Origin of the sequence: Phytohabitans maris (genome assembly GCF_031085175.1) — a bacterium.
Taxonomy (GTDB): Bacteria; Actinomycetota; Actinomycetes; order Mycobacteriales; family Micromonosporaceae; genus Phytohabitans; species Phytohabitans maris.
Window position 1 is genome coordinate 1 of sequence record NZ_JAVHUY010000038.1, and the last position, 22,535, is coordinate 22,535.

Sequence of the window (22,535 nt, forward strand, 5' to 3'; positions counted from 1 at the left end):
GACTCTGCTGGCGAATTGGTGTTAGGCGGCGAGGTCGTATTGGAGTTGGGCGAAGCGGCTGTGGCGGGTTGGGTGGAGTGGGTGGCCGGTGATCCAGGCGTCGGCGCGGGCGATGTTGATGGCGGTGGCGGTGAGGAGGCTGTTTAGGTGGGTTTTGGGTTGTCCGGTGTAGCGGGTTCGGCGTAGTCGGTAGGCGCGGACGGCTTGGGAGATGGTGCCTTCGACGCCGGCGCGGGTGGCGTAGCGGCGCTGCCAGGTGGTGGTTTGTTGGTCGGTGCGGGCTTGGGTGAGGGCTTGTTGTTGTTCGCGGGGGGCGAGGCTGATGCTGCGCGCCCCTGAGGTGTTGCGGGTGCATTTGGGCCGGTCGGGGCAGGGCATGCAGTCGGTGCGGGAGAACAGCACGGTGGTCTTGCCGGGTTGGCTGGGGTGTTGTTTCCAGCTGATGCTGGTGGCGCCGGCTGGGCAGGTGGCCTGCTGCTGGTCCCAGTCGATGGTGAAGGTGGGCAGGGTGTGGCCGCCGTCGGTGTGGGCTTGCCAGGAGGCGTCGGGCAGGACCGGGCCGGTCAGGGTGATGCCGTGGTTACGGCGGGCGGTGATGAGTAGTTCGGCGTCGATGTAGCCGGCGTCGACCAGATGTTCGTCCGGGGTCAGGTCCCGGGCCGCCTGGGCTTGGTGGATCTGGTCGGTGACCTGCACGTCGCAGACGGTGGCGGCGGTGGTCAGCACGGCGGTGATCAGGTGCGGGTGGTCGTCGGTGCAGGTCTCGCAGAGGTGGACCTTGTAACCCTCCCAACCGTGCCCGCGTTTCATCCCGTACCGGGCGTCGGTGTCATACGCAGAGACGATCCTGTCGGCGGCGGGGGCTAACCCGTCCTCCTTCGGCTCACGCAGCCGCGCCCCGCGCTCGTCGCGGTAGAACTGCTGGATCCACACGGTCCGTAGGGTCTGCACGGCCGACAGTTCCGCCGCCCAGGCAGGCGCGTCCGGCCGGGACAACGCTCCGGCCAGCGTGTATCCATCCTCGGCGATGGTTTGTGTGAGGGTGACACGTTCGGTCTCGCTCTTGGGTAGCCGCCACTGGTCGATCCGGGGCCCGTACCGCTCATACCAATCGGTCGGCACCCAGCCCGCCAACCACGGCCCGGCCACCCCCGCGAGGGCCTCCAACGCCGCCCGCAGCGTCTCACCAACCAGTTCCAGGCGGTTCAACGACCGGACCGCGGCCAGCACATGCGTCGAGTCGCTGCGCTGACGACGGGCCCCGCCCAACATGCCCGCCTCGCGCAGGATGCCCAACACCCGATCGAAGATCAACCGTTCGGCGGCGTCCGCATCGACCAGCCGGGACCGGAACTCACTCAACACCGAGGCGTCGAACCCGGCATCGTCCAACTCCAGACCGAGCAGGTACTTCCAGTCGATCCGGCCCCGGACCATGTCAGCAGCCTGCCGATCGGTCAGGTTCTCCATGAACTGCAACACCGACACCAACGCCAGCCGCGCCGGCGACAGCCCGGGCCGACCCCGCACCGCGAACAACTCCCCAAACTCGCGATCATCAAAACGAACCCGCAGCTCATCACGCATCCGCAGGTACACATTCCCCCGCCGGAACGCAGCCCGAGCCAGCCGCGCGGTCTGCTCCGGAACCCCACGATCCTCACCAGGCCGCAGCGACACCACGCCACCATCCACAATCGACACCAGACCAGACCCGCAATCCTGGACCAGCACCAAGACCAGCACCCGCAGACACGCCACAAATTCGCCAGCAGAGTCCTACAAGGGCACCTGCGTACCACGATCTACCCGAAGCCAGCCGACGCCGACGCCGATCAAGGGCCGCCACCCGCCCCGGTGCCGCCTGCTTCCTTGCGGGGACCCGGCCAAGCGAAATCATCCGATGTGGACAAGCCTGACCCGGACTCCGAAAGGTCTCCAGATCTCAAGCTTTCCGGTCGGAGAGGGCGCCGGGTCGGGTTGTGAAGCGCGGAGGGTGAGGCCGCGGGAGCGACGGTCCTGACCACGGCGGACATCGCGGCAGCTCAGATCCTTCTCAGGAGGTCGCCCTGACGGGGCGGCGGGGGCGGGGCTGGCACCTCGGGCAGGAGAAGGAGGAGCGGTTCATGAACGCCTCGCGGCGGATCGGGGTGCCGCAGCGGTTGCAGGGCTCGCCCTCGCGGCCGTAGACGTTGAGCGAGCGGTCGAAGTAGCCGCTCTCCCCGTTCACGTTGACATAGAGGGCGTCGAAGCTGGTGCCGCCGGCGACCAGCGCCTCGGAGAGCACCTCGCGGACGTGCCCGAGCAGCCGCGCGGCCGCCGGCTTGGTGATCGCGTCCGTGGGGCGGGCACCGTGCAGTTTGGACCGCCACAGCGCCTCGTCCGCGTAGATGTTGCCGACGCCGGAGATCAGCGTCTGGTCCAGCAGCGCCCGCTTCACCTCGGTGTGCTTGCGGCGCAGGTTGGCCACGAAGTCGGCGTCGGAGAAGAGCGGGTCCATCGGGTCGCGGGCGATGTGCGCGATCTCCGCGGGCAGCTCGGCCCCGCCCGGCGAGACGGAGAGGCCGCCGAACGTGCGCTGGTCGACGAAGCGCAGCTCGGGGCCGCCGTCGGCGAAGCGGAACCGGATCCGCAGGTGTGCCTCGTCCGGCGCGTCGCCGGGCTGGAAGAGCAGCTGGCCGGACATGCCGAGGTGGCCGATGATCGCGTCACCGGAGTCGAGCGGCAGCCACAGGTACTTGCCGCGCCGGCACACGTCGATCACCGTGTGGCCGGCCAGCACCGCGGCGAAGTGGTCGGCGCCGGGCAGGTGCCGGCGGATGGCCCGCGGGTGGCGTACCTCCACCGAGGCGATCCGCCGTCCGGTCACCCACTTGGCCAGCCCCTGGCGGACCGTCTCGACCTCAGGCAGCTCCGGCATCGTGCCCTCCCGCTGGCTGCTCCCCGGCCACCTCGCCAAACTTCGTCGAGAGCGTGCGGTACGCCGCCTCGGCCGCCCGCTGCTCGGCCTCCTTCTTGCTGCGCCCCTCGGCCCCGCCGTACCGGTCGCCGGCCACCACCACCCACGCGGTGAACGTCTTCGCGTGGTCCGGCCCGGCCTCGTCGATCCGGTACTCCGGCACGCCCAGCCCCAGCGAGGCGGTCAGCTCCTGCAGGCTCGTCTTCCAGTCCAGCCCCGCGCCCCGGCCGGCCGACTCCGCCATCAGCGGGTCGAAGAGGCGATGGATCACCTCGGAGGCGATGTCCAGGCCGTACTGGAGGTAGATCGCGCCGAGCAGCGCCTCCAGCGTGTCGGCGAGGATGCTCGCCTTGTCCCGCCCGCCGGTGGTCTCCTCGCCCTTGCCCAGCAGCAGGTACGGCCCCAGCCCGGCCGGGCCCAGCCCGCGCGCCACGTCGGCCAGCGCGCGCATGTTGACCACGCTCGCGCGCAGCTTGGCGAGCTGCCCTTCGGGCAGGTCCGGGTGGTTGTGGAAGAGCGCGGTCGTGATCACCACCCCGAGCACCGAGTCGCCGAGGAACTCCAGCCGCTCGTTGGTCGGCAGCCCCCCGTTCTCGTACGCGTACGAGCGGTGGGTCAGGGCCCGTTCCAGCAGCTCCGGGTCGAGGGCGACGCCGAAGGCCGCCTCCAGGTGGTCGGCCGGCGGCCGCTTGCGCTTATCCATGGCTCACCCCTAGCAGCGTGGCGATCTCGGTAGCCGCGGCGCGGCGGTGCAGATGTGCGGCGAGCGCGATGCCCGAGGCGACGTCCGCCCCGGTCGCGGCGCCATGGCAGACGATGACGACGCCGCCGACCCCGACGAGCGCCGCGGCTCGCGGCGGCGTCCCGACGTGGTCCGGCGGGCATCGTGTGTACGTGCCCTCGATGCCCTTGAGCAGCACGTTTCCGGTGAACCCATCGGCGACGACGACGTCGGCGCGCTCACCCAGCGACACTTCGTAGCCCTCGACGAGCCCGACGTAGCGGGCCTCGGAGGGGAGGGTCTGCGCCGCGATGAACGGGTCGGCGGCGCGCCGCGCCCGGTCTCCCTTGCCCGGCTCGGTGCCGATCGACAGCAGGCCGACCCGGGGACGCTTCACCTGGTGGACGGTGGCCGCGTACGCGGCGCCGAGCGCGGCGTGGCGGGCCAGGGTCCCCGGCCGGGCCTCGAACGAGGCGCCCACGTCGAGCAGGACCACCGGGCCGGACGCGGCCGGCAGCGTGGCGACGAGCGCCGGACGGCGTACCCCGATCCAGCGCCCCAGCCCGAGCACGGCGGCGGTGACGGTCGCGCCGCTGGCCCCGGCCGAGACGAGCGCGTCGGCGGCGCCTTCCGCGACCGCCGCGACGGCCGCGCGGACGGTGGTGTCGGGGCGTTTGGCGCCGGTCGGCGCGTCGGCCATGCCGACCACGGCGCGCACCGGGCGCGTCGAGACGCGGCCCCGCTCGGCCGGTGGGAGCGCGCCAACCACCTCGCCGGCCACTTCCGGTGGGCCGACGAGCAGGAGGTGAAGGTCGGGGTCGGCGCTGCATGCCCGCAGAGCGCCGTCAACCACGACGGCGGGTGCCCCGTCCCCGCCGAGGAGGTCAACGGCGATCCGCGCGATGCCCGGTTCTACGGGAACGCCGGCCGGGCTGTGCCGACCGGCGGCTGGAACCGGAGCTTCCCGACCCGGGGTCGGGTGTTTCACGCGCGGCTCGGGTCAGACCTCGAGGACCTGACGGCCGTTGTACGTGCCGCAGACGGTGCACGCCGCGTGCGGGAGCTTCGGCGAGCGGCACTGCGGGCACGCCACCGTCGCCACCGCCGTGGCCTTCCACTGCGCCCGGCGCGACCGGGTGTTGCTGCGCGACATCTTCCGCTTCGGGACGGCCACGGTTCCTACTCCTTATTTGCCGTTCGTCTTGTTACGCGAGTGCAGTTGAGACAGGGCCGCCCACCGGGGGTCGACCTGCTCGTGGCTGTGGTCAGCCGGCAGCTCGTCCCAGTGCACCCCGCACTCGGGGCACAGCCCTGGGCAGTCGTCTCTGCACAGCGGGTTGGTCGGCAGTGCGAGCACCAACGCATCCCGCAGCGCCGGCTCCAGGTCGACCAGGTCACCCTGAAGCCGGCCGACCTCGTCCTCGTCGGTCGTCTCGTCCGTGGTGCTGTGCTCGTACGCATACAGCTCCTGGAGCGGGACGACCACCGAGTCGCTGATCGGGCGCAGGCACCGGCCGCACTCGCCCGCCAGTGGAGCGGACGCGGTGCCGGAGACGAGCACGCCCTCGGAGACCGACTCCATCCTCAGGTCGAGGGTGAGATCGGCGCCTTCGGGCACCCTGATCAGCTCCAGCCCGAGGTCTGCCGGGGCCGGCACCACCCGATTGACCGTACGCATCGCACCAGGCCGGCGCGGCAGCTCCCTCGTGTCGAGGACCAGCGGCGACCTGGGGTCGAGGTGGGTCGGCGAGTGATTGGGCATAGTCAGATCTCGGCCTGGTAGGAGGCCGACGGTCTACGGTACCTTGGCGGCTCGCAGTATCAAAATGGGAGCGGCCGCTCGTTTTCCTCCCCGGTAAAGGTGCCGATCTCGCGGAGCGCGTGCATCTTGTCGCGGCCCCGCTCGATCGAGGCGAGGGCCCGGGTGAGGAACTGCTCGAAGTTGGCCAGGGCGGTGTCGACGTAGTCGTCGACCTCTTCGCGCAGGCGCTGGGCCTCGGCGCGGGCCTCGGCGATGATCCGGGCGCCCTCGTGCTCGGCGGAGACGGTGATCTCGTTCACCGAGACGAGCCGGGCGTGCTCGGCCTCGCCCTCGCTGATGATCCGGTCAGCCTCGCGACGGCCGGCGTCGATGATCTTGTCGCGCTCGTCGAGCAGCGCCGTGGCCCGCCGCAGCTCGCTGGGGAGCTCGGCGCGGAGCTGGTCGAGGGCGTTGATCATCTCACCGCGATCGACCATGCAGTTGGTGCGCGACATGGGGACCGAGCGGGCGGCCTCCACAATGGCGATGATCTCGTCGATGCGGTCGAGCGGGTCCACTGGCGCCTCACTCCTGTCGTTCCACAGCCGACCCTCACATGATGAGGGTGCTCACCTCATGATGCGGCCCCGGGGCCGAAAGGTACGCCCACTGGCAGTCCGCCGGGCGCGTCGCCTCCGCGCCGGTCGGTGCGCCGCCCGCTCAGGTGGGGATTCGCTCGGCGAGGCGGGCGGCCACGACGTCAGGCACGTGGGCGGAGACGTCGCCGCCCCACTTCGCCACCTCCTTGACGAGGCTCGACGAGAGGAACGAGTAGAGCGGGTTGGTCGGCATGAAGAGGGTCTCGACGCCGGCCAGCCCGATGTTCATCTGCGCCATCTGCAGCTCGTAGTCGAAGTCGCTCACCGCGCGCAGGCCCTTGACCACCACGGCGGCGTCGTGCGTACGGCAGAAGTCGACCAGCAGCCCCCGGAAGGAGAGGACCCGCACGTTGTCGTACCCCTTGACGACCTCGCGCAGCATCTCGATGCGCTCGTCCTCGGTGAAGAGGCCGGTCTTGGACTGGTTGATCAACACGCCGACGATGACCTCGTCGAAGAGCCGGCTGGCCCGGCCGACGATGTCCAGGTGCCCGTTGGTGACCGGGTCGAACGAGCCGGGACACACCGCACGTCTCATGATCGGCGACCGTACCAAAGCGTTGTCTCCCCATACCGTCGGCTGTGCGCGCCGGTGATTCCTTTCACCCAGGTCAGCGCCCCTGAGCGGGTGGCACGCTCGATCACGACCACGGCGTCCGCGGCGAGCCAGCCGCCGTCGACGAGCGCGGCCTGCACGGTGGCGATCTCCTCGTCGGGTACCGCGTACGGCGGATCGGCGAAGACGACGTCGTAGCCGCCCCCCTCGGGTGCATCCACCAGCGCGGCGCTCACCTTGGCCGTCACCAGGCGGGCGGCGGAGCCGACGCCGAGCGCCGCGATGTTTTGCCGGACGACGCGGGCGACCCGCGGGTCGGACTCCACCAGCAGCACGTGGGACGCGCCGCGGGAGAGCGCCTCGAGGCCGACCGCGCCCGAGCCCGCGAACAGGTCGGCGACCCGCGCCCCGTCCAGGTCCACCATGGACTCCAGGGTGCTGAAGAGCGCCTCGCGCACCCGGTCGGAGGTGGGGCGCGTGCGGTCGCCGGCCGGCGCCGCGATCCGGCGGCCGCCGAGGGTGCCGGACACGATGCGGGTCATGGGGGTGACGCTACGCTACCCGGCCGCCGTGTCACACCAGTCACTCCACTACACACAGGTATCACCCCGTCTCGCTCCGGCCATCGAAGGTCACGAGTTCACAACGGCATGCTTAGTTCGGCTTCAATTCCTCTGCACCACTTCAGGAACCGCTAAGGTCGTGCGCTGTGCCGGCAGCGTCCTTGGCGGCACGACGACCTGGGGAGGCGTCGGGAGGGTCGCGGCTGGATATCGCCGCGACCGGCTCTTGCCATGCCTGAGCCCAGGCCGCGCCCTGAGAAGAAGCCCCCCTTTGTTCAGGAGTTCGCGTGAACCGTAGCAAGCTGCGGCGATCGATCGCCGTCGTCGGAGCGGCCGTCCTCGGCCTCATGACGGCCGTCGCCGTGTCCTCCCCAGCCAGCGCCCACCACCCCGTCGTCTCCGGCAAGGGTGGCTGCGTGATCGACGGCAAGTGGGAGGCCACTTGGACCGTCATCAACAGCGAGCAGGATCTCGAAGGCAAGATCGTCGCGGTCGAGCCGGGCCCCATCGAGGGCATCGCCGTCGACGCCACCCTGCCCAAGGCGGGCGACGGCCCGCTGACCGGCACCCAGACCGTCACCGGCGAAGACGCGGTCACCCTCAAGGTCACCGTGCGTTGGCTGCGCAACGGCCGGGTCATCGAGGCGACCAAGCAGGGCGTCGCCAAGCCGAGCAAGAAGTGCGCCGCGGCCGGCTTCGAGCCGGAGTGCGACGGCAGCGTCGTCGTCACCCTCGACAACACCAAGGGCAAGAAGGCGACCCGCCTGACCGTGGCGGCGAAGGACTTCGAGGAGACCCAAGAGGTGCCCGCCGGCGAGACCAAGACCGGCATCGTCGTGCCGGCCGGCGCCGGCGAGATCACCGTCAGCCAGGGCGAGAAGGTCGTCGCGAAGTACACCTGGGTGAGCCCGGGCGACTGCGGCGAGCCCAAGGGCGAGGTCGAGTCCACCTGTGACGAGCTGATCTTCACCTTGGAAAACCCGGAGGACGGGCGCGCCATCACCGCCACCTTCACCCCCAACACGGGCGAGGCGCAGACCGTGACCGTCGCGCCCGGTGAGACCAAGCAGGTCAAGTTCCCGGCCTCCGAGGGTCTCGAGGTGGTCGTCAGCTCCGAGGGCGCCGACGACGCGACCTTCGCCTGGGAGCAGCCCGAAGACTGCGAGACCCCGCCTCCGCCCCCGCCGGGTGCGGGCGGCGGCGGCCCCGAGCTGCCGGTGACCGGTGTCGCGGCTGGCGGCATCGCCGGCGGCGCGCTGGTGCTGCTGGCCATCGGCGCGGTGCTCTTCTTCGTGGCCCGCCGGCGGCGGACGACCTTCACCGCCTGAGCCGTATCGCGTTCCACCCCTCCGCGGCCCGCGACGACACCCCCCGGTCGTCGCGGGCCGCACCCGTCTTCAGACCGTTGGGGGCGCGCGGTCAGCCCTTCTCCAGGTACTCCGCGCGCTCCTCGTCGACCAGCGCGGCCACCGAGGCGGCCAGCGCGGGGTGGCGCTCCAGCTCCGGGTCTTCCTCCACCAGCGAGATCGCCTCGATCCGGGCCTCGTTGATGAGCTTGGTGTCGTGCAGCAGCGACAGCAGCCGCAGGTGCGAGCGGCGCCCCGACTGGGTGGCGCCGAGCACGTCGCCCTCGCGGCGCTGCTCCAGGTCGATCTCGGCCAGCCGGAAGCCGTCGGTGGTGCCCGCGACCGCGTCCAGGCGCTCGCGCGCGGGGGTGCCCTCCGGCGCCTCGGTCACCAGCAGGCAGAGTCCGGGCGCCGAGCCGCGCCCCACCCGGCCGCGGAGCTGGTGCAGCTGGGAAACGCCGAAGCGCTCGGCGTCGAGCACCACCATGACGGTCGCGTTGGGCACGTTGACCCCGACCTCGACCACCGTCGTGGCCACCAGCACGTCGATCTGGCCCCCGGCGAACGCGCGCATCACGGCGTCCTTCTCGTCGGCGGGCAGCTTGCCGTGCAGCACCCCGATCCGCAGGCCGTGCAGCGGGCCCTCGGCGAGCAGCGGAGCCACGTCGAGCACCGCGACCGGCGGCCGCTTGCCGTTGTCGTCCGTCCCCATCGGAGCGTCCTCATCGGACGCCCCGGACGAGCCGTCGCCGATCCGGGGACACACCACGTACGCCTGGTGGCCGGCCGCCGCCTCCTCGCGGATCCGCTTCCACGCCCGCTCCAGGAACGCCGGCTTTTCCGCGGCCGGCACCACGTGCGAGGCGATCGGCGAGCGGCCCTGGGGCAGCTGGGACAGCGTGGAGACCTCCAGGTCGCCGTAGACGGTCATGGCCACCGTGCGCGGGATCGGCGTCGCCGTCATCACCAGCACGTGTGGCGGCTGCTCGGCCTTGGCGCGCAGGGCGTCGCGCTGCTCCACGCCGAAGCGGTGCTGCTCGTCGACGACCACCAGGCCGAGGTCGGCGAAGTCGACGCCCTCGTACAGCAGGGCGTGCGTGCCCACCACGATGCCCGCCCGGCCGGCCGCGATCTCCTCCAGCGCCCGCCGGCGGGCCGCCGCGCCGAGCGAGCCGGTGACCAGCGTGACCCGGGTGGCGCCGTCGGCCGAGTCGAGCTCGCCGGCCCGGCCGAGCGGCCCGAGCAGCTCGGCGATCCCGCGGTAGTGCTGGGCGGCGAGCACCTCGGTGGGTGCGAGCATCGCGGCCTGGCCGCCGGCGTCGACCACCTGGAGCATCGCGCGGACGGCCACGAGCGTCTTGCCCGAACCCACCTCGCCCTGCAGCAGCCGGTGCATCGGGTGCGGGGTGGAGAGGTCGCGGGCGATCTCCTCGCCGACCGTGTGCTGGCCGTCGGTCAGCTGGTACGGCAGCGTGGCGTCGAAGGCCGCGAGCAGCCCGCCCTCCCCGCGCGGCCGGGGACAGGCCGGCCAGGCGGCGGCGCGGTGCTTGCGCTGCACCAGCGTGAGCTGCACCGCGAATGCCTCGTCCCACTTGAGCCGCCGCCGCGCCCGGTACAGGTCCTCTTTGGACGACGGCCGGTGGATCTCGCGGAGGGCGGTGGCGATGCCGACCAGGTTGCCGTGGGCGCGCACGCCGGCGGGGAGCGGGTCCTCCGGCGGGGTCACCACCTCCAGCAGTACGCGCACCGACCGGGCGATCGTCCACGTGGGCACCTTGGCGGCCGCCGGGTAGACCGGGATCAGCGCGCCGGCGAACTCCTCGATCTCCTCCGACGCCTCCCCCTCGTCGGCGAGCAGCACGTACTGCGCGCTGTTGAGCTGCCGCTTGCCCCGGAACTCGGTCACCTTGCCGGCGAACAGCCCCCACCGCCCGGGGCGCAGCTCCTTTTCCCGCCACACCTGGCGGCGCCCGAAGTACGTGAGCATGAGCTGCCCGCCGCCCCCGTCGCCGACCGTCACCTCCAGCATCTCGTCGGCGCCGCCCCGGATGCGGCGGCGGTTGGTGACGCGCACCTGGGCCATCACGGTGACGTCTTCGCCGACCTCGAGCGAGCGGATGTCGGTGTGATCGCCACGCTCGTCGTACCGCCGGGGGAAGTGGTAGAGCAGATCGCCCGCGGTGTGCAGGTCGAGGTGGGTGGCGAGGGCCTTGGCCGTATTGGCCCCGAGCACCTTGGTCAGTGGCGTGTCGATGTCTGTCATTCGATCCCTACCAGAAGTGGGTAGGTGGGTTGGCCGCCGTCGTAGACCTGCACCTCCACGAACGGCCAGCGCTGCGCGAGGTGGTCGCGCAGCTCGTCGCCGAGGCTGGGCGGGGCGTCGGCGCCGAGCAGCAGGGTGGCCAGCTCGCCGCCCCCGCCGAGCATGCGGTCGAGCAGGTCGCGGCAGGTCTGGGCGAGGTCGGTGCCGATGACGTGCACCTCGTCTTCGACGAGCGCGAGCACGTCGCCGGGGCGGCAGCGGCCGGCCATGGTGAGCGCCTCGCGGCCGGCGTAGCAGACCGCCGCGTAACGGCAGGCGCCCGCCGCCTCGGCCATCGCGATCACGTCGTCTTCGAAGCCCCGGCCGGTGTCGCGCACGGCGAGCGCGGCCAGCGCCTGCACCGGCGAGCGGGTGGGCACCACGCTCACCCGCACGCCCCCGGCCTGCGCCTCGCGCGCCGCGGCGCCGGCGACCGCCTGGGTGTCCGGGTCGTCAGGGAGCACCACCACGTGCCCGGCCCGGGTGGCGAACACGGCGTCCAGCAGCTCGGCCGTCGACGGGTTGGCCCCGATCACCCGCGCCCCCTCGGCGCTGAAGAGCCCGACCAGCCCGGCGCCGGCCGCGACCACCACCGCGCCCCGCCCGTCCGGGTCGAGGGCCGGCGGCGCGGCCTGGTCTTCGAAGCGGGTCACCGTGATCCGGTGTGGCCGCCCCGCCTCCACCCCGGCCTCGATGGCGGCGCCGACGTCGTTGACGTGGACGTGCACGTTCCACACCGGCTCCTCGCCCACCACGACGAGCGAGTCGCCCAGCCCGGCCAGGGTCGCCCGCAGGCGGGCCACGGCGGCGGAGTCGGCGTCGAGGAGGTATTGCACCTCGTACCCGTACTCGGAAGATCCTGTCTCCCGGACGGCGGTGACCGGGCCGCGGACGCTGACCGGCGCGGACGCCACCGCCTGGCCGGTCACCACCGCGACCAGCGCGTCGAGGAGGACGCAGAGGCCCCGCCCGCCGGCGTCGACGACGCCGGCGCGGGCCAGCGCGGGCAGCTGCTCGGGCGTGCGGGCCAGCGCGCGGGCGGCGGCCCCGGCGGCCGAACGCGCCACCGCGTCGAGGTCGTCGGAGCCGGTCGCCGTGGCCCCTTCGGCGGCGGCTGAGGCGACGGTCAGGATCGTCCCCTCGACCGGCTTGGCCACGGCCGCCCGCGCCGCCGCGGCCGCCTCACCGAGTGCGCCGGCGAGCGCCCGCCCGCGCACCGTGACCACGTCGGCGAGCGCGTCGGCCATGCCGCGCAGGATCTGGGAGACGATCACGCCCGAATTGCCCCGCGCGCCGAGCAGCGCGCCGCGCGACATCAGCCGCAGCACACCGCCGCTGTCCTCGCCCCCGTTGACCGCGTCGTTGGCGATCGCCTGCTGGGCCGAGGCGACGGTGAGGACAAGGTTGGTGCCGGTGTCACCGTCGGGCACGGGGTAGACGTTGAGCTGGTCGATCTCGTGCTGGTGCAGGCGCAACGACTCCAGCCCGGCCGCGCACCACCGGCGCACGGCCTCCGCGTCGAACGTGTCCAGCACGCGATGAGCCTACTGTCGCCCACCGACACCCGCCGCGCGTCAGCGCCGGTGATCGAAGCTCCGTTCAAGTCGTTAGAACGACTTCAGGGGAGCTTTGATCACCGGAGGGCGGCGGTGGCTGGGCACGCACGTAGCCGCCGGATCGAGTCGATCCGGCGGCTACGGGAAGCTGACTGTGCGGCTGCCGCGCCTCAGGCGCGGACGACCTTGCCCGCCTTGATGCACGAGGTGCAGACCTGCATCTTGCGGGTGGTGCCGCCACCGGCCGGCGTGCGGACGGTCTGGATATTGGGGTCCCAGCGCCGCTTGGTCTTCTTCTTGGACCACGGCACGTTGTGGCCGAAGCCCGGCCCCTTGCCGCAGACGTCGCACACGCTAGCCACGGAACACTCCTGGATTGTCGATCACGATGTCGCCAGCGGATGTGGTCCGGGCAACCTGACCAGGGTAGCCGATACCCCGCGGGACGAGCCAATCGGGCTCAGAAGTGCTGCCAGCCGGTCGGGCCCTTGAACGGCTTGCCGTCCACGGTCACCCCGGTCCCCTCGCGCACCGCGCCCACCACCCGCCACCGCGGTGGCAGCACCACACCCTCCGGAAACGTGGCGACCAGCGCGTGGTCCTCACCGCCGGCGAGGACCCAGGTGTACGGGTCGACGCCGAGCGCGTACGCCGCGTCGCGCATCTGCCGGGGCACGTCGAAGGCGTCCCGCCGCAGGTCGACGGCGACGCCGCTGCCCTTGGCCACGTGCCCGAGGTCGGCGAGCAGCCCGTCCGACACGTCGATCATGGCGGTGGCGCCCAGCCGGGCCGCCTCCGGGCCCGCGTCGTACGGCACCTCCGGCCGCCGGTACGCGTCCACGAGCAGCTTCGGCGTACGGAAGCCGCGGGAAAGGACGGTGTAACCCGCGGCCGCGTACCCGACCCGCCCGGACATCGCGACCACGTCTCCCGGCCGTGCCCCCGTGCGCACGACGGGCGCCCGGCCTTCCAGGTCGCCGAGCGCGGTGACCGCGATGGTGAGCGTGGGGCTGCCGGACATGTCACCGCCGACCACGGCGGCCCCCACGAGCGCGGCCTCCTCGCCGAGGCCGTCGGCCAGCTCCTCGGCCCAGTGGGCGTCGAGGTTCGCCGGTACGCAGAGCGCGACCAGCAGCGCGGTCGGGGTGGCGCCCATCGCGGCGATGTCGGCGAGGTTGGCGGCGGCGGCGCGGTGACCCACGTCCTGCGCCGAGCACCAGTCCCGCCGGAAGTGCCGCCCCTCCACCAGCACGTCGGTCGAGGCGACGACCCGCCCGTCGGCGGCCCTGACCACCGCCGCGTCGTCGCCGGGGCCCAGCAGGGTGCCCGGGCTGGTCGGTAGGCGCGCGGTGACCCGGGCGATCAGTCCGAACTCACCGGCTTTCGCCACACTCACTGCGCCTCCTGAGCACCATCGACGATCCTGTTCCGCTCCGTACGGTAGTTTCACGGTCGAGCCGCTGGCTGCGGCGGAGAGGAGGCGGATCGTGGTCCAGGCATACATCCTCATCCAGACCGAGGTCGGAAGGGCGCGTGACGTGGCCGCGGCGATCAAGGATGTCTCCGGAGTGGTACGGGTCGACGCCGTCACCGGGCCGTACGACGTGGTCGTCCTCACGGAAGCCCACACCGTCGACGAGCTCGGCAAGATGATCGTCAGCAAGGTGCAGATGGTGCCCGGCATCACGCGTACGCTCACCTGCTCGGTGGTGCACTTATAGATGGACCGCACCACCCGCCAGGCGGCGCTCTGGGCCACGGCCGTGGCGGTGCCGCTGACCCTGATCGTGGCGCTGGTCGCCATCCTCGCCACCCGACCCGACGACCCCCCGGCCGCCGCCGAGCCGAGCCCCACCGCACCCCGCCCGCAGTCCACCGCGGCCGTGGCGATGCCCGCGCCGGCACTCTCCACGCGTGCCGCCACCGTCTGCCGCGCGCTGCTGTCCCGGCTGCCCGCCTCGATCCGCGACCTGAGCCAGCGGCCGGTCACCGACGGCCCCGAGCAGAACGCCGCCTACGGCGACCCGGCCATCACCGTCTCCTGCGGCGTGCCGATGCCCGCGATACCCGCAACCGACCTCGTGTACCCGCTCAGCCGCGTCTGCTGGCACTCCGCCGACCGCCCGGACGCCACCGAGTGGACCACTGTGGACCGCGAGGTGCCGGTGCGGGTCACGGTGCCCAAGCGGTACGAGCAGCCCGGCCAGTGGACGATCGCCTTCTCCGACCCGGTGGTCGCCGCGGTCCCGTCTCTGAAGCAGATCCCCACCGGCTGCGGCCCCTGACCGCCCTCCCGTCCCTCCCGCTCCCCGCTCCTGCGCGCCGCAGCCGGAACCGGGACGTGCGTGCGCGGAGCTCTCGAGCTGCACGCACAGACGGGGCACTCGACCGCGCCCGCCCGCGGGGGCGGCGGTCCGGACCCGACGCCGCCAAGCACCCGTAAGCCCTGGACGATCCGTTCCAAGGGATGGGCTACCGCGATCTCTGTCGTGGTCCGGCCCACCTCAGTTTGACCAGGGTCAGGCGGCTGTGCACTACGGGCCCCGAGCCGGTCGCCGTTCCCATGATCGACACCGATCACCGGCCGCGCACGAACCTCGACCCCGAGTTCACGGCTCGACAGCGGACCGTCCCAGCAGATCGTGGTACCAATCCGCCCGCCCGAGGGCACCTACGTACCACGATCTCGACCGCCCCATCCGTGGTGACCGCGAGACGGCCTGACGCTCCTGAGCGTGCCCAGCTCACGACCCTGACCGAATCAGCGTGAATGGCACTGGGCCCGGACCGTTGCTCCCCCGGCCTCACCCCGCGCTCGACAACCCCGCCGGCCCCGGCTCTCGGCCCCCGGGCAGATCCGCGCCGGCAGCCTCCGGGGCCTACGACCCCCTTGGAGACCGGGCATCCCCGCGAAGGGAGCGGCCCGCCATCCATCAGATGACGGGCAAAGTCCCCAACCAACATCGCCCATCGCCGCGCCGTCCGGCCACGGATGACCGCCACCGGACCGAGCAAGCTCCTGGAATAGATCGTCTGGATCGACGAGAGCGGGCGGCCGCACTGAGTGACAGCATCGGCCCCTTGATCGGCGTCAGCGTCGGGTGGCTCCGGGTAGATCGTGGTATTTGGCTGCCCCTGGAGGGACAGCTAAATACCACGATCTGGACCCCTGGGTTGATCTCAGAGCGTCGATCATGGGACGGGTGAGTCGGCCTGTCACCCGCCGCTGCGGGTTTTGTGACGCGGAGGGTGAGGCCGCGGGAGCAACGGTCTGGACCACCGCGGACGTCGCGGTAGCTCAAGTCTTTCTGAAATGGGTCCGCTAGTGCAGGCCGGTGCCGCGGTTTTGCGCGGTGCGGATGAGGCGGCTCACCAGTTTGGGGTATTCGAGGCCGGTCTCCGCCCACATGCGGGGAAACATCGAGGTCGGCGTGAAGCCGGGCATCGTGTTGATCTCGTTGAGGTAGACGTCGAGCTCGGGGGTGACGAAGAAGTCGACCCGGGCCAGCCCGGCGCAGTCGATCGCGGTGAAGGTGCGGCAGGCGTACTCCTGGACCTGCCGGGTCACCTCCGGCGGGAGGCCGGCCGGGATGTCGTACTCGCAGGAGTCGTCGAGGTACTTCGCCTCGAAGTCGTAGAACTCGTGGCCGCCGACGACCCGCACCTCCGCCAGCAGCGACGCCTCGGGCGCGCCGCCGGTCTCCGCCTCCAGCACGCCGCACTCGATCTCGCGGCCGACGATCGCCGCCTCGACCAGCACCTTGGGGTCGATCTGGCGGGCCTCGGTCACCGCCGCGTCGAGCTCGGACCAGTCGTTGACCTTGGAGATCCCGTACGACGAGCCGGCGCGGGAGGGCTTGACGAAGACGGGCAGCCCCAGCCGCTCCTTGTCCGCCTCGGAGAGGGAGACGCCGGCGCGGAGCACCGCGTACGGCCCGACGGGGATGCCCTCGGCCGCCGCGAGCTTCTTGGTGAACTCCTTGTCCATGGCGGCGGCGGAGGCGAAGACGTTCGCCCCGACGTACGGGACGCCGGCCATCTCCAGCATGCCCTGGATCGTGCCGTCCTCGCCGTACGCCCCGTGCAGTGCCGGAAACACGACATCGACGCCGGCGAAGGCCTGGGGGCCAGCGGCCGCATCGAGCACCATGAGACCATTGGCCGTGGGATCGGCGGGGAGCACCACCGCCTTGCCGACCTCGGGCGTGATCTCCGGCAGCCGGCGGTCGGCGATGGCCAGCTGTGCCGGGTCGCCGGTGGTGAGCACCCACTGGCCGGCACGGGTGATCCCTACCGGGATGACCTCGAACTCGTCCGGGTCGAGGGCGGCCATGATGCTGCCCGCGCTCACGCACGAGATGGCGTGCTCGGTGCTGCGTCCGCCGAAGACGAGGGCTACGCGGGTCTTCCGTGGGCTGCTCACGCGGGTGACCCTACTCTGAGTGGGCGGCTTTCGCGGTCAAGGAGCGAGGAGTCCATGAGACCGACACTCCACGTGATCGAATGGCACGGACCGGGGCGGTTGGCGACGATGTCGCACCCCCGCGGCGGCGACTGGCTGGCCGACGAGATGTCCGCGCTGGTCGACGCCGACGTCGACGTGCTGGTCTCCGCGCTGACCTCGGAAGAGTCGGACCGCCTCGCGCTCAGCCAGGAGCGGGAGGCGGCCAGGGCCGCCGGCATCATCTTCGTCCCCTTCCCCATCCCCGACCGGGGCGTGCCCGAGCCCGGTCCCGCGGCCATCGAGCTCGCCATCCGGCTGGCGGCGCACGTGCGCGCCGGCCGCTTCGTGGTTACCCACTGCTTCGCCGGCATCGGCCGGGCGACACTGCTCGCCGCTGCGACGCTCGTCACGCTCGGCGCCCGGCCGGCCCACGCCCTCCACCTGATCGCCACCGCCCGCGGCGTGCACGTGCCGGACACGGACGCCCAGCGGAGGTGGCTCTTCGACTTCGCGGCGGCGCACGCCTGCTACCGGGAGCGCGCCTGGCCCGGACGGCTGGTGGCGCCCCAGCCGCGGCGGCCCGCGCGCGCGAGCGCCACCGTCAGCGGGGCCGGTCACCAGTAACGGCGGCCTACCAGTAGCGGCGGCGACCCTTCCGCTTCGGGCGGTAGTGGCCGTGGTAACCGTAGTGTCCGTGTCCGCCCTTTGACCGGTAGTGCCCGTGATAGCCGTAGTGCCCGTAGCCCGGGCCGTAGCCCTGTCCCGGGCCGTAGCCGTGCCCATGGCCGTGGCCGGTGCGGCGGTGCAGCTCGTGCTCCAGGTAGCGGGCCGCGGTGGAGTGGCCGCGACGGTGGAGCATGCGGCCGAGCTTGGCGGCGAGGATCGAGAAGAACATGCCCTTCAGGTGGCGCCTCATGTGCCAAGGATAGGGAGGGCGCGCCACGCGGACGCGGAGTTCGTCAACCAGGGTTGACGGCACCGGGTTTGTCAACGTAGGTTGACGGCATGAGTGAGGCAACCGAGCTGGCCGCGGCGGCCGGCAGCACCGATCCGCGGGTCGGACTGCGCGCCGTGCTGGCCCTCCGCCGCCTGCTGGAGACCCTGGAGGTGCTCCAGGTCGACAACGCCCGGCGGCAGGGCTGGTCCTGGCAGGAGATCGCGGACGCGCTCGACGTGACCAAGCAGGCAGTCCACAAGAAGCACGCCGGCCGGCCGCCGGTGGGCGCACGGCGGGAGGCGTGATGTTCGAGCGGTTCACCGATCGGGCCCGAGACGCGGTCAAGGGCGCCCAAGTCGAGGCGCGCGCGCTGCACCACCGCTACATCGGCACCGAGCACCTCCTGCTGGCCCTGCTCGGCGAGAGCGGCGGCCTGGCCGGGACGGTCCTGCGTGACGCCGGCGTCTTCCCCGAGCAGGTCCGCGCCGACATCCTGGCCGCGCGGCGCGACCCGCTGGGCATGGCCGACGCGGAGGCGCTGCGGGCGATCGGCATCGACCTCGACGCCGTGCGGGAAAAGGTCGAGGAGACGTTCGGCGAGGGCGCGCTGGAGGCGTCACCGACCCTCCCGCTCCGGCGGCGAGGGCTGTTTCGGCGGGTACCGGCGCCGGCGGCACCGAGCCCGGGGCACATCCCGTTCAGCCCGCGCGCCAAGAAGGTGCTGGAGCTGGCACTGCGCGAGGCCCTGCACCTCAAGCACAAGCACATCGGCACCGAGCACATCCTGCTCGGCCTGATCCGCGAGGGCGAAGGGCTGGCCGCGATGGTGCTCACCAACGCCGGCCTGCGCCTGGAAGACCTGCGCCGGCATGTGCTCGACGCGCTGGCCCGAGCCGCGTGACCGTGGCCGAGGGGGTCAGGTGGCGTCGAGGGCGGCCGTGATGTCGGCGACCAGGTCGGCGGTGTCCTCGATGCCGCAGGAGATGCGGAGGAAGCCGGGCGGGGTGTCGTCGCCCCACTGGGCGCGGCGGTCGGCGCTGGTGTGCAGGCCGCCGAAGGAGGTGGCGGCGAAGACCAGCTTGGACGCCTTGAGAAACGCGGCCACCCGTTCGGCCGAGCCCAGGTCGATCGAGACGAGCCCGGGGATCCGCCGCATCTGGCGTTCGGCGACCACATAGGACGGGTCGTCCGGCAGGCCGGGCCAGCGAACCCGCTCCACATCGGACCGGGCGGCGAGGGCGACCGCGACCGCCGCCGCGTTCGCCGACTGGCGGGCCAGGCGAAGGTCCAATGTGGCCAGCGAGCGGTGGGCCAGCCACGCGTCGAACGCGCCGGGGATCCCGCCGGTCTGGTTGCGCCAGGTGGTGATCCGCTCCAGCAGCGTCGCGTCGCGGGTGGCGGCGTACCCGAGCAGCAGGTCTGAGTGGCCGGTCAGCGCCTTGGTGCCGGAGGCGACCGAGATGTCCGCGCCGAGGTCGAGCGGGCGCTGGCCGAGCGGCGTGGCGGTGGTGTTGTCCACGGCCACGAGCGCGCCCGCCGCCTTGGCCGCCGCCGAGAGCGCCGCCACGTCGCAGACGTCGAGGCCCGGGTTGGACGGGGTCTCCAGCAGCACCAGCCGTACGCCGTCGAACGAGGGATACGGGCCGGCGGTGGGCGCGTAGGCCGCCCGTACGCCGAGCCCGTCCAGTGTGGAGGCGGCGAACGAGCGGACCGCGTAGTACCCGTCGGCGGGGAGCAGCACCGTGTCGCCGGGGCGCAGCACCGTCATCAGCACCGCCGTGACGGCCGCCTGCCCGCTCGCGAAGGCCCGCGCGTCGCCCCCCTCCAGCTCACCGATCGCCGCCTCCAGCCGGCGGCGGGTCGGGTTGTCCGGGCGGCCGTACCCGTCGCGGCCGGGGCCGGTGGTCGGGTCCAGGTGGTACGGCGCCGCGAAGACCGGGCCGGGCAGAAACGGCTGCCCCGGCTCCGGCGCGGGCAGTCCAGCGTGGACGGAGCGGGTGCCGTCCCCATAGGACCCGTCGCGACTCATTCCGGCTTCGTCTCCCGGCTCATCAGCGCGATGAGCGCGCTACGCGGGTTGACGCCCTCGTGGCAGACCAGCTCGACCTGCTCGGTGATGGGCATGTCCACGTTGTGGGTACGGGCGAGGTCGCGGATCGCCAGGCAGCTCTTCACACCCTCGGCGGTCTGCCGGGTGGCGGCCTGCGCCTGCTCCAGCGTCTCGCCCCGCCCCAGGTGCTCGCCGAACGTACGGTTGCGGGACAGCGGCGACGAGCACGTGGCGACCAGGTCACCCAGCCCGGCCAGCCCGGCGAACGTGAGCGGGTCGGCCCCCAGCGCCACGCCGAGCCGGGCGGTCTCGGCCAGGCCACGGGTGATGAGCGTGGCCTTGGTGTTGTCGCCGAGGCGCATGGCGGTGGCGATGCCGTACGCCAGGGCGATCACGTTCTTCACCGCGCCGCCGAGCTCGCAGCCGATCACGTCCTCGTTCGTGTACGGCCGGAAGTAGGGCGTGGACACCGAGCGCTGCACCAGCGTCGCCCGGACCACGTCGGTGCAGGCGACCACGGTGGCGGCCGGCTGCTCGGCGGCGATCTCGGCGGCCAGGTTGGGACCGGAGACCACCGCGACCCGGTCGGCGGGCACGGCGGCGGTCTCCACGATCACCTCGCTCATCCGCTTGGTGGTGCCTAGCTCGATCCCCTTCATCAGGGAGACCAGCGTCGCGTCGGGCTCCAGGAACGCCGCCCAGTCGGCCAGGTTGCCGCGCAGCGTCTGCGACGGTACGGCCAGCACCACCAGGTCGGCGCCGGCGATCGCCTTGCCCGCGTCGGAGGTGGCCGTGACCCGCTCGGGCAGCCGCACGGCGGGCAGGTAGTCGGGGTTGGTGCCGTACTCCCGGATGGCGGCCGCCACGGGCTCGCGCCGGGCCCAGATCGTGACGTCGGTGCCGGCGTCGGCGAGGACCTTCGCGAACGCCGTACCCCAGGAACCCGCGCCGAGCACGGCGGCGGCCGTCATGGCTTCTCCCCCTTCGCCGGCGCGAACAGCGGCGGCGGCGTCTCGCCGCGGACGCCGGCGAGCAGGTCGCGGACGCGGAGCATGATCTCGTCGGTCATCTCGTCGAGCGTGGCCCGGGTGGGCTCCGCCCCCGCCCAGCGGGACAGGTCGACCGGTGGCCCGGCGGCGATCGTGATCGGCGTGCGCGGGCGAAACCGGACCTTCTTCGTCCGGGTGTCGTAGAACCCCTGGGCACCCCACTGGGCGATCGGGATCACCGGGGCGCCGGTGGCGAGCGCGAGCCGGGCCGCGCCGGTCTTGCCCCGCATCGGCCACAGGTCGGGCTCGCGGGTGGTCGTCCCCTCCGGGTAGATGATCACCGCGCCGCCGTCCTTGATCGCCGCGGTGAGCGCCTCCAGCGACTTCGCCGCGTCGACGCTGCCCCGCTCGACCGGGATCTGCTGCACCCGCAGGATCAGCTTGCCGATCACCGGCACCTTGAAGACGCTCGCCTTGCCCAGGAAGCGCGGCCACCGGTGGGCGTCGTAGACGAAGTGCGCCATCACCAGCGGGTCGGCGTGGGAGAGGTGGTTGGGCGCCAGGATCACCCCGCCGGTGGGCGGGATGTGCTCCTGCCCGGTCCAGGTGCGCTTGGTCATCGGCGTGAGCACCGACTTGACCAGGATCACCACGAACCGGCGCAATGGCCCCAGCCGCTTTACGGCCATGTGTCGCTCCCGTCCGGCACCACCGCCGGGCGCCCGCAGCGAAATCATGCCTGCTGAACCTGGGTACGGCCAGCGCGGGCTCGCGGTGCCCCCGGGACCGGTGGTCCGGCCGGGGCGCTGGCAGGATTGTCCCGTGGAGCCGACATGGGGCGTGGTGCTGCCGGTCAAGCGCCTCGGCGCGGCCAAGAGCCGGCTGCGGGGAGCGCTCGCCGGCGTGCCGCACGAACGCCTGGCGCTGGCCCTGGCCCAGGACACCGTCGCCGCGGCGCTGGCCAGCGCAGAGGTTGCCGAGGTACTCGCGGTCACCGACGACCCGGAGGTGGGTCGGGCCCTGGCCGCCCTCGGCGCGCGGGTCGTGCCGGACGTGCCCGGCGACGGGCTCAACGCCGCGTTCGCGTACGGCGCGGGGCTGCTCGCCCACGGCCCGGTCGCCGCGCTCGCCGCCGACCTGCCGGCCCTGTGCCCGGACGACCTCTCCGAGGCGCTGCGCAAGGCGGCCGGCCCGGACCGGCACTTCGTCGCGGACGCGCCCGGCACCGGTACGGTCCTGCTCACCGCGCCGGCCGGCGTGTGGCTCGACCCGCGGTTCGGGCCCGGCTCGGCGGTCGCCCACGAGCGTTCCGGTGCGGTGCCGCTGGACGGCGACTGGCCGACCCTGCGCCGCGACGTCGACACCGCCGCCGACCTCGACGCGGCGGTCCGGCTCGGGCTCGGGCCGCACTCCGCCGAGGTGGCACAGGCGCCGAGCCGTTGCTCCTCACCCTGAACAGTTCCGGATCAGCGACTAGGCTGGAGGCATGCAGGGCACTGTCGCGACCTACGACCCCGAAACCCGTTCGGGCACGCTCCTGCTCGACGACGGCACGGAGATCGGCTACCCGCCCGAGGCGTTCGCCGCGTCGGGTCTGCGATTGCTCCGGCTGGGCCAGCGGGTGCGCATCGACCGCGACGAGTCCGGCCAGGTTAGACGCATTACGTTGCCGACGTTCGCATGATCCAACCCTGGTCGAATTCACCTCGCGT

Annotated in this window: 25 protein-coding genes and 1 pseudogene; 8 read left to right on the top strand and 18 right to left on the bottom strand. The window is 72.5% G+C overall.

Features of this window, described 5'->3' with window-relative positions; genetic code table 11:
- Nucleotides 1–21 precede the first annotated feature (21 nt).
- The 9 genes from RB614_RS31780 to rsmD form a co-directional block, all read right to left on the bottom strand.
- Nucleotides 22–1,734: an IS1182 family transposase gene (locus tag RB614_RS31780; RefSeq protein ID WP_308716377.1), complete on the bottom strand. Its 1,713-nt coding sequence runs from the start codon at nt 1,732–1,734 to the stop codon at nt 22–24.
- 322 nt (nt 1,735–2,056) lie between these two features.
- Nucleotides 2,057–2,920: a bifunctional DNA-formamidopyrimidine glycosylase/DNA-(apurinic or apyrimidinic site) lyase gene (gene mutM / locus RB614_RS31785; protein ID WP_308716378.1), complete on the bottom strand. Its 864-nt coding sequence runs from the start codon at nt 2,918–2,920 to the stop codon at nt 2,057–2,059.
- Nucleotides 2,904–3,662 (bottom strand): ribonuclease III, encoded by a 759-nt coding sequence (rnc, locus tag RB614_RS31790; protein ID WP_308716379.1) that lies wholly within the window; start codon nt 3,660–3,662, stop codon nt 2,904–2,906. Before rnc ends, mutM begins: the two co-directional genes overlap by 17 nt.
- A complete protein-coding gene (locus RB614_RS31795; RefSeq protein ID WP_308716455.1) occupies nt 3,655–4,584 on the bottom strand; it encodes a phosphate acyltransferase PlsX in 930 nt (309 codons plus the stop codon). The genes rnc and RB614_RS31795 overlap by 8 nt, the downstream gene beginning before the upstream one ends.
- A 96-nt stretch (nt 4,585–4,680) precedes the next feature.
- Nucleotides 4,681–4,854 carry a 50S ribosomal protein L32 gene (gene rpmF / locus RB614_RS31800; protein ID WP_173055984.1) on the bottom strand — a complete coding sequence of 58 codons (174 nt, stop codon included), beginning with the start codon at nt 4,852–4,854 and terminating at the stop codon, nt 4,681–4,683.
- A 12-nt stretch (nt 4,855–4,866) separates the two neighbouring features.
- Nucleotides 4,867–5,442, bottom strand: a complete 576-nt coding sequence (locus tag RB614_RS31805) for a YceD family protein (RefSeq protein ID WP_308716380.1) — start codon at nt 5,440–5,442, stop codon at nt 4,867–4,869.
- 59 nt (nt 5,443–5,501) lie between these two features.
- Nucleotides 5,502–5,999: an ATP synthase subunit B family protein gene (locus RB614_RS31810; protein WP_308716381.1), complete on the bottom strand. Its 498-nt coding sequence runs from the start codon at nt 5,997–5,999 to the stop codon at nt 5,502–5,504.
- A 142-nt stretch (nt 6,000–6,141) separates the two neighbouring features.
- Nucleotides 6,142–6,618 (bottom strand): pantetheine-phosphate adenylyltransferase, encoded by a 477-nt coding sequence (gene coaD / locus RB614_RS31815; RefSeq protein ID WP_308716382.1) that lies wholly within the window; start codon nt 6,616–6,618, stop codon nt 6,142–6,144.
- Complete coding sequence (gene rsmD, locus RB614_RS31820) at nt 6,615–7,178, bottom strand: 16S rRNA (guanine(966)-N(2))-methyltransferase RsmD (RefSeq protein ID WP_308716383.1); 564 nt, start codon at nt 7,176–7,178, stop codon at nt 6,615–6,617. The genes coaD and rsmD overlap by 4 nt, the downstream gene beginning before the upstream one ends.
- 308 nt (nt 7,179–7,486) lie before the next feature.
- Here rsmD and RB614_RS31825 point away from each other — a divergent pair, with 308 nt between their 5' ends.
- A complete protein-coding gene (locus RB614_RS31825; RefSeq protein ID WP_308716384.1) occupies nt 7,487–8,527 on the top strand; it encodes a hypothetical protein in 1,041 nt (346 codons plus the stop codon).
- A 91-nt stretch (nt 8,528–8,618) separates the two neighbouring features.
- On the opposite strand, the gene recG is transcribed toward RB614_RS31825, so the two are convergent.
- The 4 genes from recG to RB614_RS31845 all read right to left on the bottom strand — a co-directional run bounded on the left by recG (nt 8,619) and on the right by RB614_RS31845 (nt 13,799).
- Complete coding sequence (gene recG / locus RB614_RS31830; protein ID WP_308716385.1) at nt 8,619–10,808, bottom strand: ATP-dependent DNA helicase RecG; 2,190 nt, start codon at nt 10,806–10,808, stop codon at nt 8,619–8,621.
- Nucleotides 10,805–12,382 (bottom strand): DAK2 domain-containing protein, encoded by a 1,578-nt coding sequence (locus RB614_RS31835; RefSeq protein WP_308716386.1) that lies wholly within the window; start codon nt 12,380–12,382, stop codon nt 10,805–10,807. The genes recG and RB614_RS31835 overlap by 4 nt, the downstream gene beginning before the upstream one ends.
- A 191-nt stretch (nt 12,383–12,573) precedes the next feature.
- Nucleotides 12,574–12,765, bottom strand: coding sequence for a 50S ribosomal protein L28 (gene rpmB, locus RB614_RS31840; RefSeq protein WP_173041788.1), 192 nt, complete (start codon nt 12,763–12,765; stop codon nt 12,574–12,576).
- A 98-nt stretch (nt 12,766–12,863) separates the two neighbouring features.
- The gene (locus tag RB614_RS31845; RefSeq protein WP_308716387.1) at nt 12,864–13,799 is read right to left on the bottom strand and encodes a thiamine-phosphate kinase; all 936 of its coding nucleotides are present in this window, start codon (nt 13,797–13,799) and stop codon (nt 12,864–12,866) included.
- A 91-nt stretch (nt 13,800–13,890) separates the two neighbouring features.
- Here RB614_RS31845 and RB614_RS31850 point away from each other — a divergent pair, with 91 nt between their 5' ends.
- Entirely contained in the window at nt 13,891–14,124 is a 234-nt protein-coding gene (locus RB614_RS31850; RefSeq protein ID WP_173056002.1) for an Lrp/AsnC ligand binding domain-containing protein, read from the top strand.
- A complete protein-coding gene (locus tag RB614_RS31855; RefSeq protein ID WP_308716388.1) occupies nt 14,125–14,688 on the top strand; it encodes a DUF3515 family protein in 564 nt (187 codons plus the stop codon).
- 1,037 nt (nt 14,689–15,725) lie between these two features.
- Here the strand turns inward: RB614_RS31855 and RB614_RS31860 are convergent.
- Nucleotides 15,726–16,826, bottom strand: coding sequence for a D-alanine--D-alanine ligase family protein (locus tag RB614_RS31860; protein ID WP_308716389.1), 1,101 nt, complete (start codon nt 16,824–16,826; stop codon nt 15,726–15,728).
- Between the two features lie 54 nt (nt 16,827–16,880).
- On the opposite strand from RB614_RS31860, the gene RB614_RS31865 reads away from it, so the two are divergent.
- Nucleotides 16,881–17,471, top strand: coding sequence for a protein-tyrosine phosphatase family protein (locus RB614_RS31865; RefSeq protein ID WP_308716390.1), 591 nt, complete (start codon nt 16,881–16,883; stop codon nt 17,469–17,471).
- Between the two features lie 7 nt (nt 17,472–17,478).
- Here RB614_RS31865 and RB614_RS31870 read toward each other — a convergent pair whose 3' ends face one another.
- Entirely contained in the window at nt 17,479–17,763 is a 285-nt protein-coding gene (locus tag RB614_RS31870; protein WP_308716391.1) for a hypothetical protein, read from the bottom strand.
- An 89-nt stretch (nt 17,764–17,852) separates the two neighbouring features.
- On the opposite strand from RB614_RS31870, the gene RB614_RS31875 reads away from it, so the two are divergent.
- Together RB614_RS31875 and RB614_RS31880 are read left to right on the top strand one after the other, a co-directional pair.
- Complete coding sequence (locus tag RB614_RS31875) at nt 17,853–18,089, top strand: helix-turn-helix domain-containing protein (protein ID WP_173041778.1); 237 nt, start codon at nt 17,853–17,855, stop codon at nt 18,087–18,089.
- Nucleotides 18,089–18,673: pseudogene (locus tag RB614_RS31880) on the top strand (Clp protease N-terminal domain-containing protein); the annotation flags it as partial. The gene RB614_RS31875 and the pseudogene RB614_RS31880, both read left to right, overlap by 1 nt.
- Nucleotides 18,674–18,700: 27 nt before the next feature.
- Here RB614_RS31880 and RB614_RS31885 read toward each other — a convergent pair.
- From RB614_RS31885 to RB614_RS31895, 3 genes are read right to left on the bottom strand one after another with little or no spacing between them, the layout of a single operon-like run.
- Complete coding sequence (locus RB614_RS31885) at nt 18,701–19,813, bottom strand: cystathionine gamma-lyase (RefSeq protein WP_308716393.1); 1,113 nt, start codon at nt 19,811–19,813, stop codon at nt 18,701–18,703.
- Nucleotides 19,810–20,805, bottom strand: coding sequence for an NAD(P)H-dependent glycerol-3-phosphate dehydrogenase (locus RB614_RS31890; RefSeq protein ID WP_308716394.1), 996 nt, complete (start codon nt 20,803–20,805; stop codon nt 19,810–19,812). The genes RB614_RS31885 and RB614_RS31890 overlap by 4 nt, the downstream gene beginning before the upstream one ends.
- The gene (locus RB614_RS31895) at nt 20,802–21,512 is read right to left on the bottom strand and encodes a lysophospholipid acyltransferase family protein (RefSeq protein WP_308716395.1); all 711 of its coding nucleotides are present in this window, start codon (nt 21,510–21,512) and stop codon (nt 20,802–20,804) included. The genes RB614_RS31890 and RB614_RS31895 overlap by 4 nt, the downstream gene beginning before the upstream one ends.
- A gap of 133 nt (nt 21,513–21,645) precedes the next feature.
- Between RB614_RS31895 and cofC the strand changes: the two genes are divergently transcribed.
- Together cofC and RB614_RS31905 are read left to right on the top strand one after the other, a co-directional pair.
- Nucleotides 21,646–22,278, top strand: coding sequence for a 2-phospho-L-lactate guanylyltransferase (cofC, locus tag RB614_RS31900; protein WP_308716396.1), 633 nt, complete (start codon nt 21,646–21,648; stop codon nt 22,276–22,278).
- 31 nt (nt 22,279–22,309) lie between these two features.
- On the top strand, nt 22,310–22,507 hold the full coding sequence (locus RB614_RS31905) for a cold-shock protein (RefSeq protein ID WP_308716397.1): 198 nt from the start codon (nt 22,310–22,312) through the stop codon (nt 22,505–22,507).
- Nucleotides 22,508–22,535: the final 28 nt, after the last annotated feature.

Coding starts and splice junctions, on each gene's coding strand:
- mutM (WP_308716378.1), bottom strand. CDS start 2,920: ATGCCGGAGCTGCCTGAGGTCGAGACGGTCCGCCAGGGGCTGGCCAAG.
- rnc (WP_308716379.1), bottom strand. CDS start 3,662: ATGGATAAGCGCAAGCGGCCGCCGGCCGACCACCTGGAGGCGGCCTTC.
- RB614_RS31805 (WP_308716380.1), bottom strand. CDS start 5,442: ATGCCCAATCACTCGCCGACCCACCTCGACCCCAGGTCGCCGCTGGTC.
- coaD (WP_308716382.1), bottom strand. CDS start 6,618: ATGAGACGTGCGGTGTGTCCCGGCTCGTTCGACCCGGTCACCAACGGG.
- rsmD (WP_308716383.1), bottom strand. CDS start 7,178: ATGACCCGCATCGTGTCCGGCACCCTCGGCGGCCGCCGGATCGCGGCG.
- recG (WP_308716385.1), bottom strand. CDS start 10,808: ATGACAGACATCGACACGCCACTGACCAAGGTGCTCGGGGCCAATACG.
- RB614_RS31855 (WP_308716388.1), top strand. CDS start 14,125: ATGGACCGCACCACCCGCCAGGCGGCGCTCTGGGCCACGGCCGTGGCG.
- RB614_RS31865 (WP_308716390.1), top strand. CDS start 16,881: ATGAGACCGACACTCCACGTGATCGAATGGCACGGACCGGGGCGGTTG.
- RB614_RS31870 (WP_308716391.1), bottom strand. CDS start 17,763: ATGAGGCGCCACCTGAAGGGCATGTTCTTCTCGATCCTCGCCGCCAAG.
- RB614_RS31875 (WP_173041778.1), top strand. CDS start 17,853: ATGAGTGAGGCAACCGAGCTGGCCGCGGCGGCCGGCAGCACCGATCCG.
- RB614_RS31885 (WP_308716393.1), bottom strand. CDS start 19,813: ATGAGTCGCGACGGGTCCTATGGGGACGGCACCCGCTCCGTCCACGCT.
- RB614_RS31890 (WP_308716394.1), bottom strand. CDS start 20,805: ATGACGGCCGCCGCCGTGCTCGGCGCGGGTTCCTGGGGTACGGCGTTC.
- RB614_RS31895 (WP_308716395.1), bottom strand. CDS start 21,512: ATGGCCGTAAAGCGGCTGGGGCCATTGCGCCGGTTCGTGGTGATCCTG.
- RB614_RS31905 (WP_308716397.1), top strand. CDS start 22,310: ATGCAGGGCACTGTCGCGACCTACGACCCCGAAACCCGTTCGGGCACG.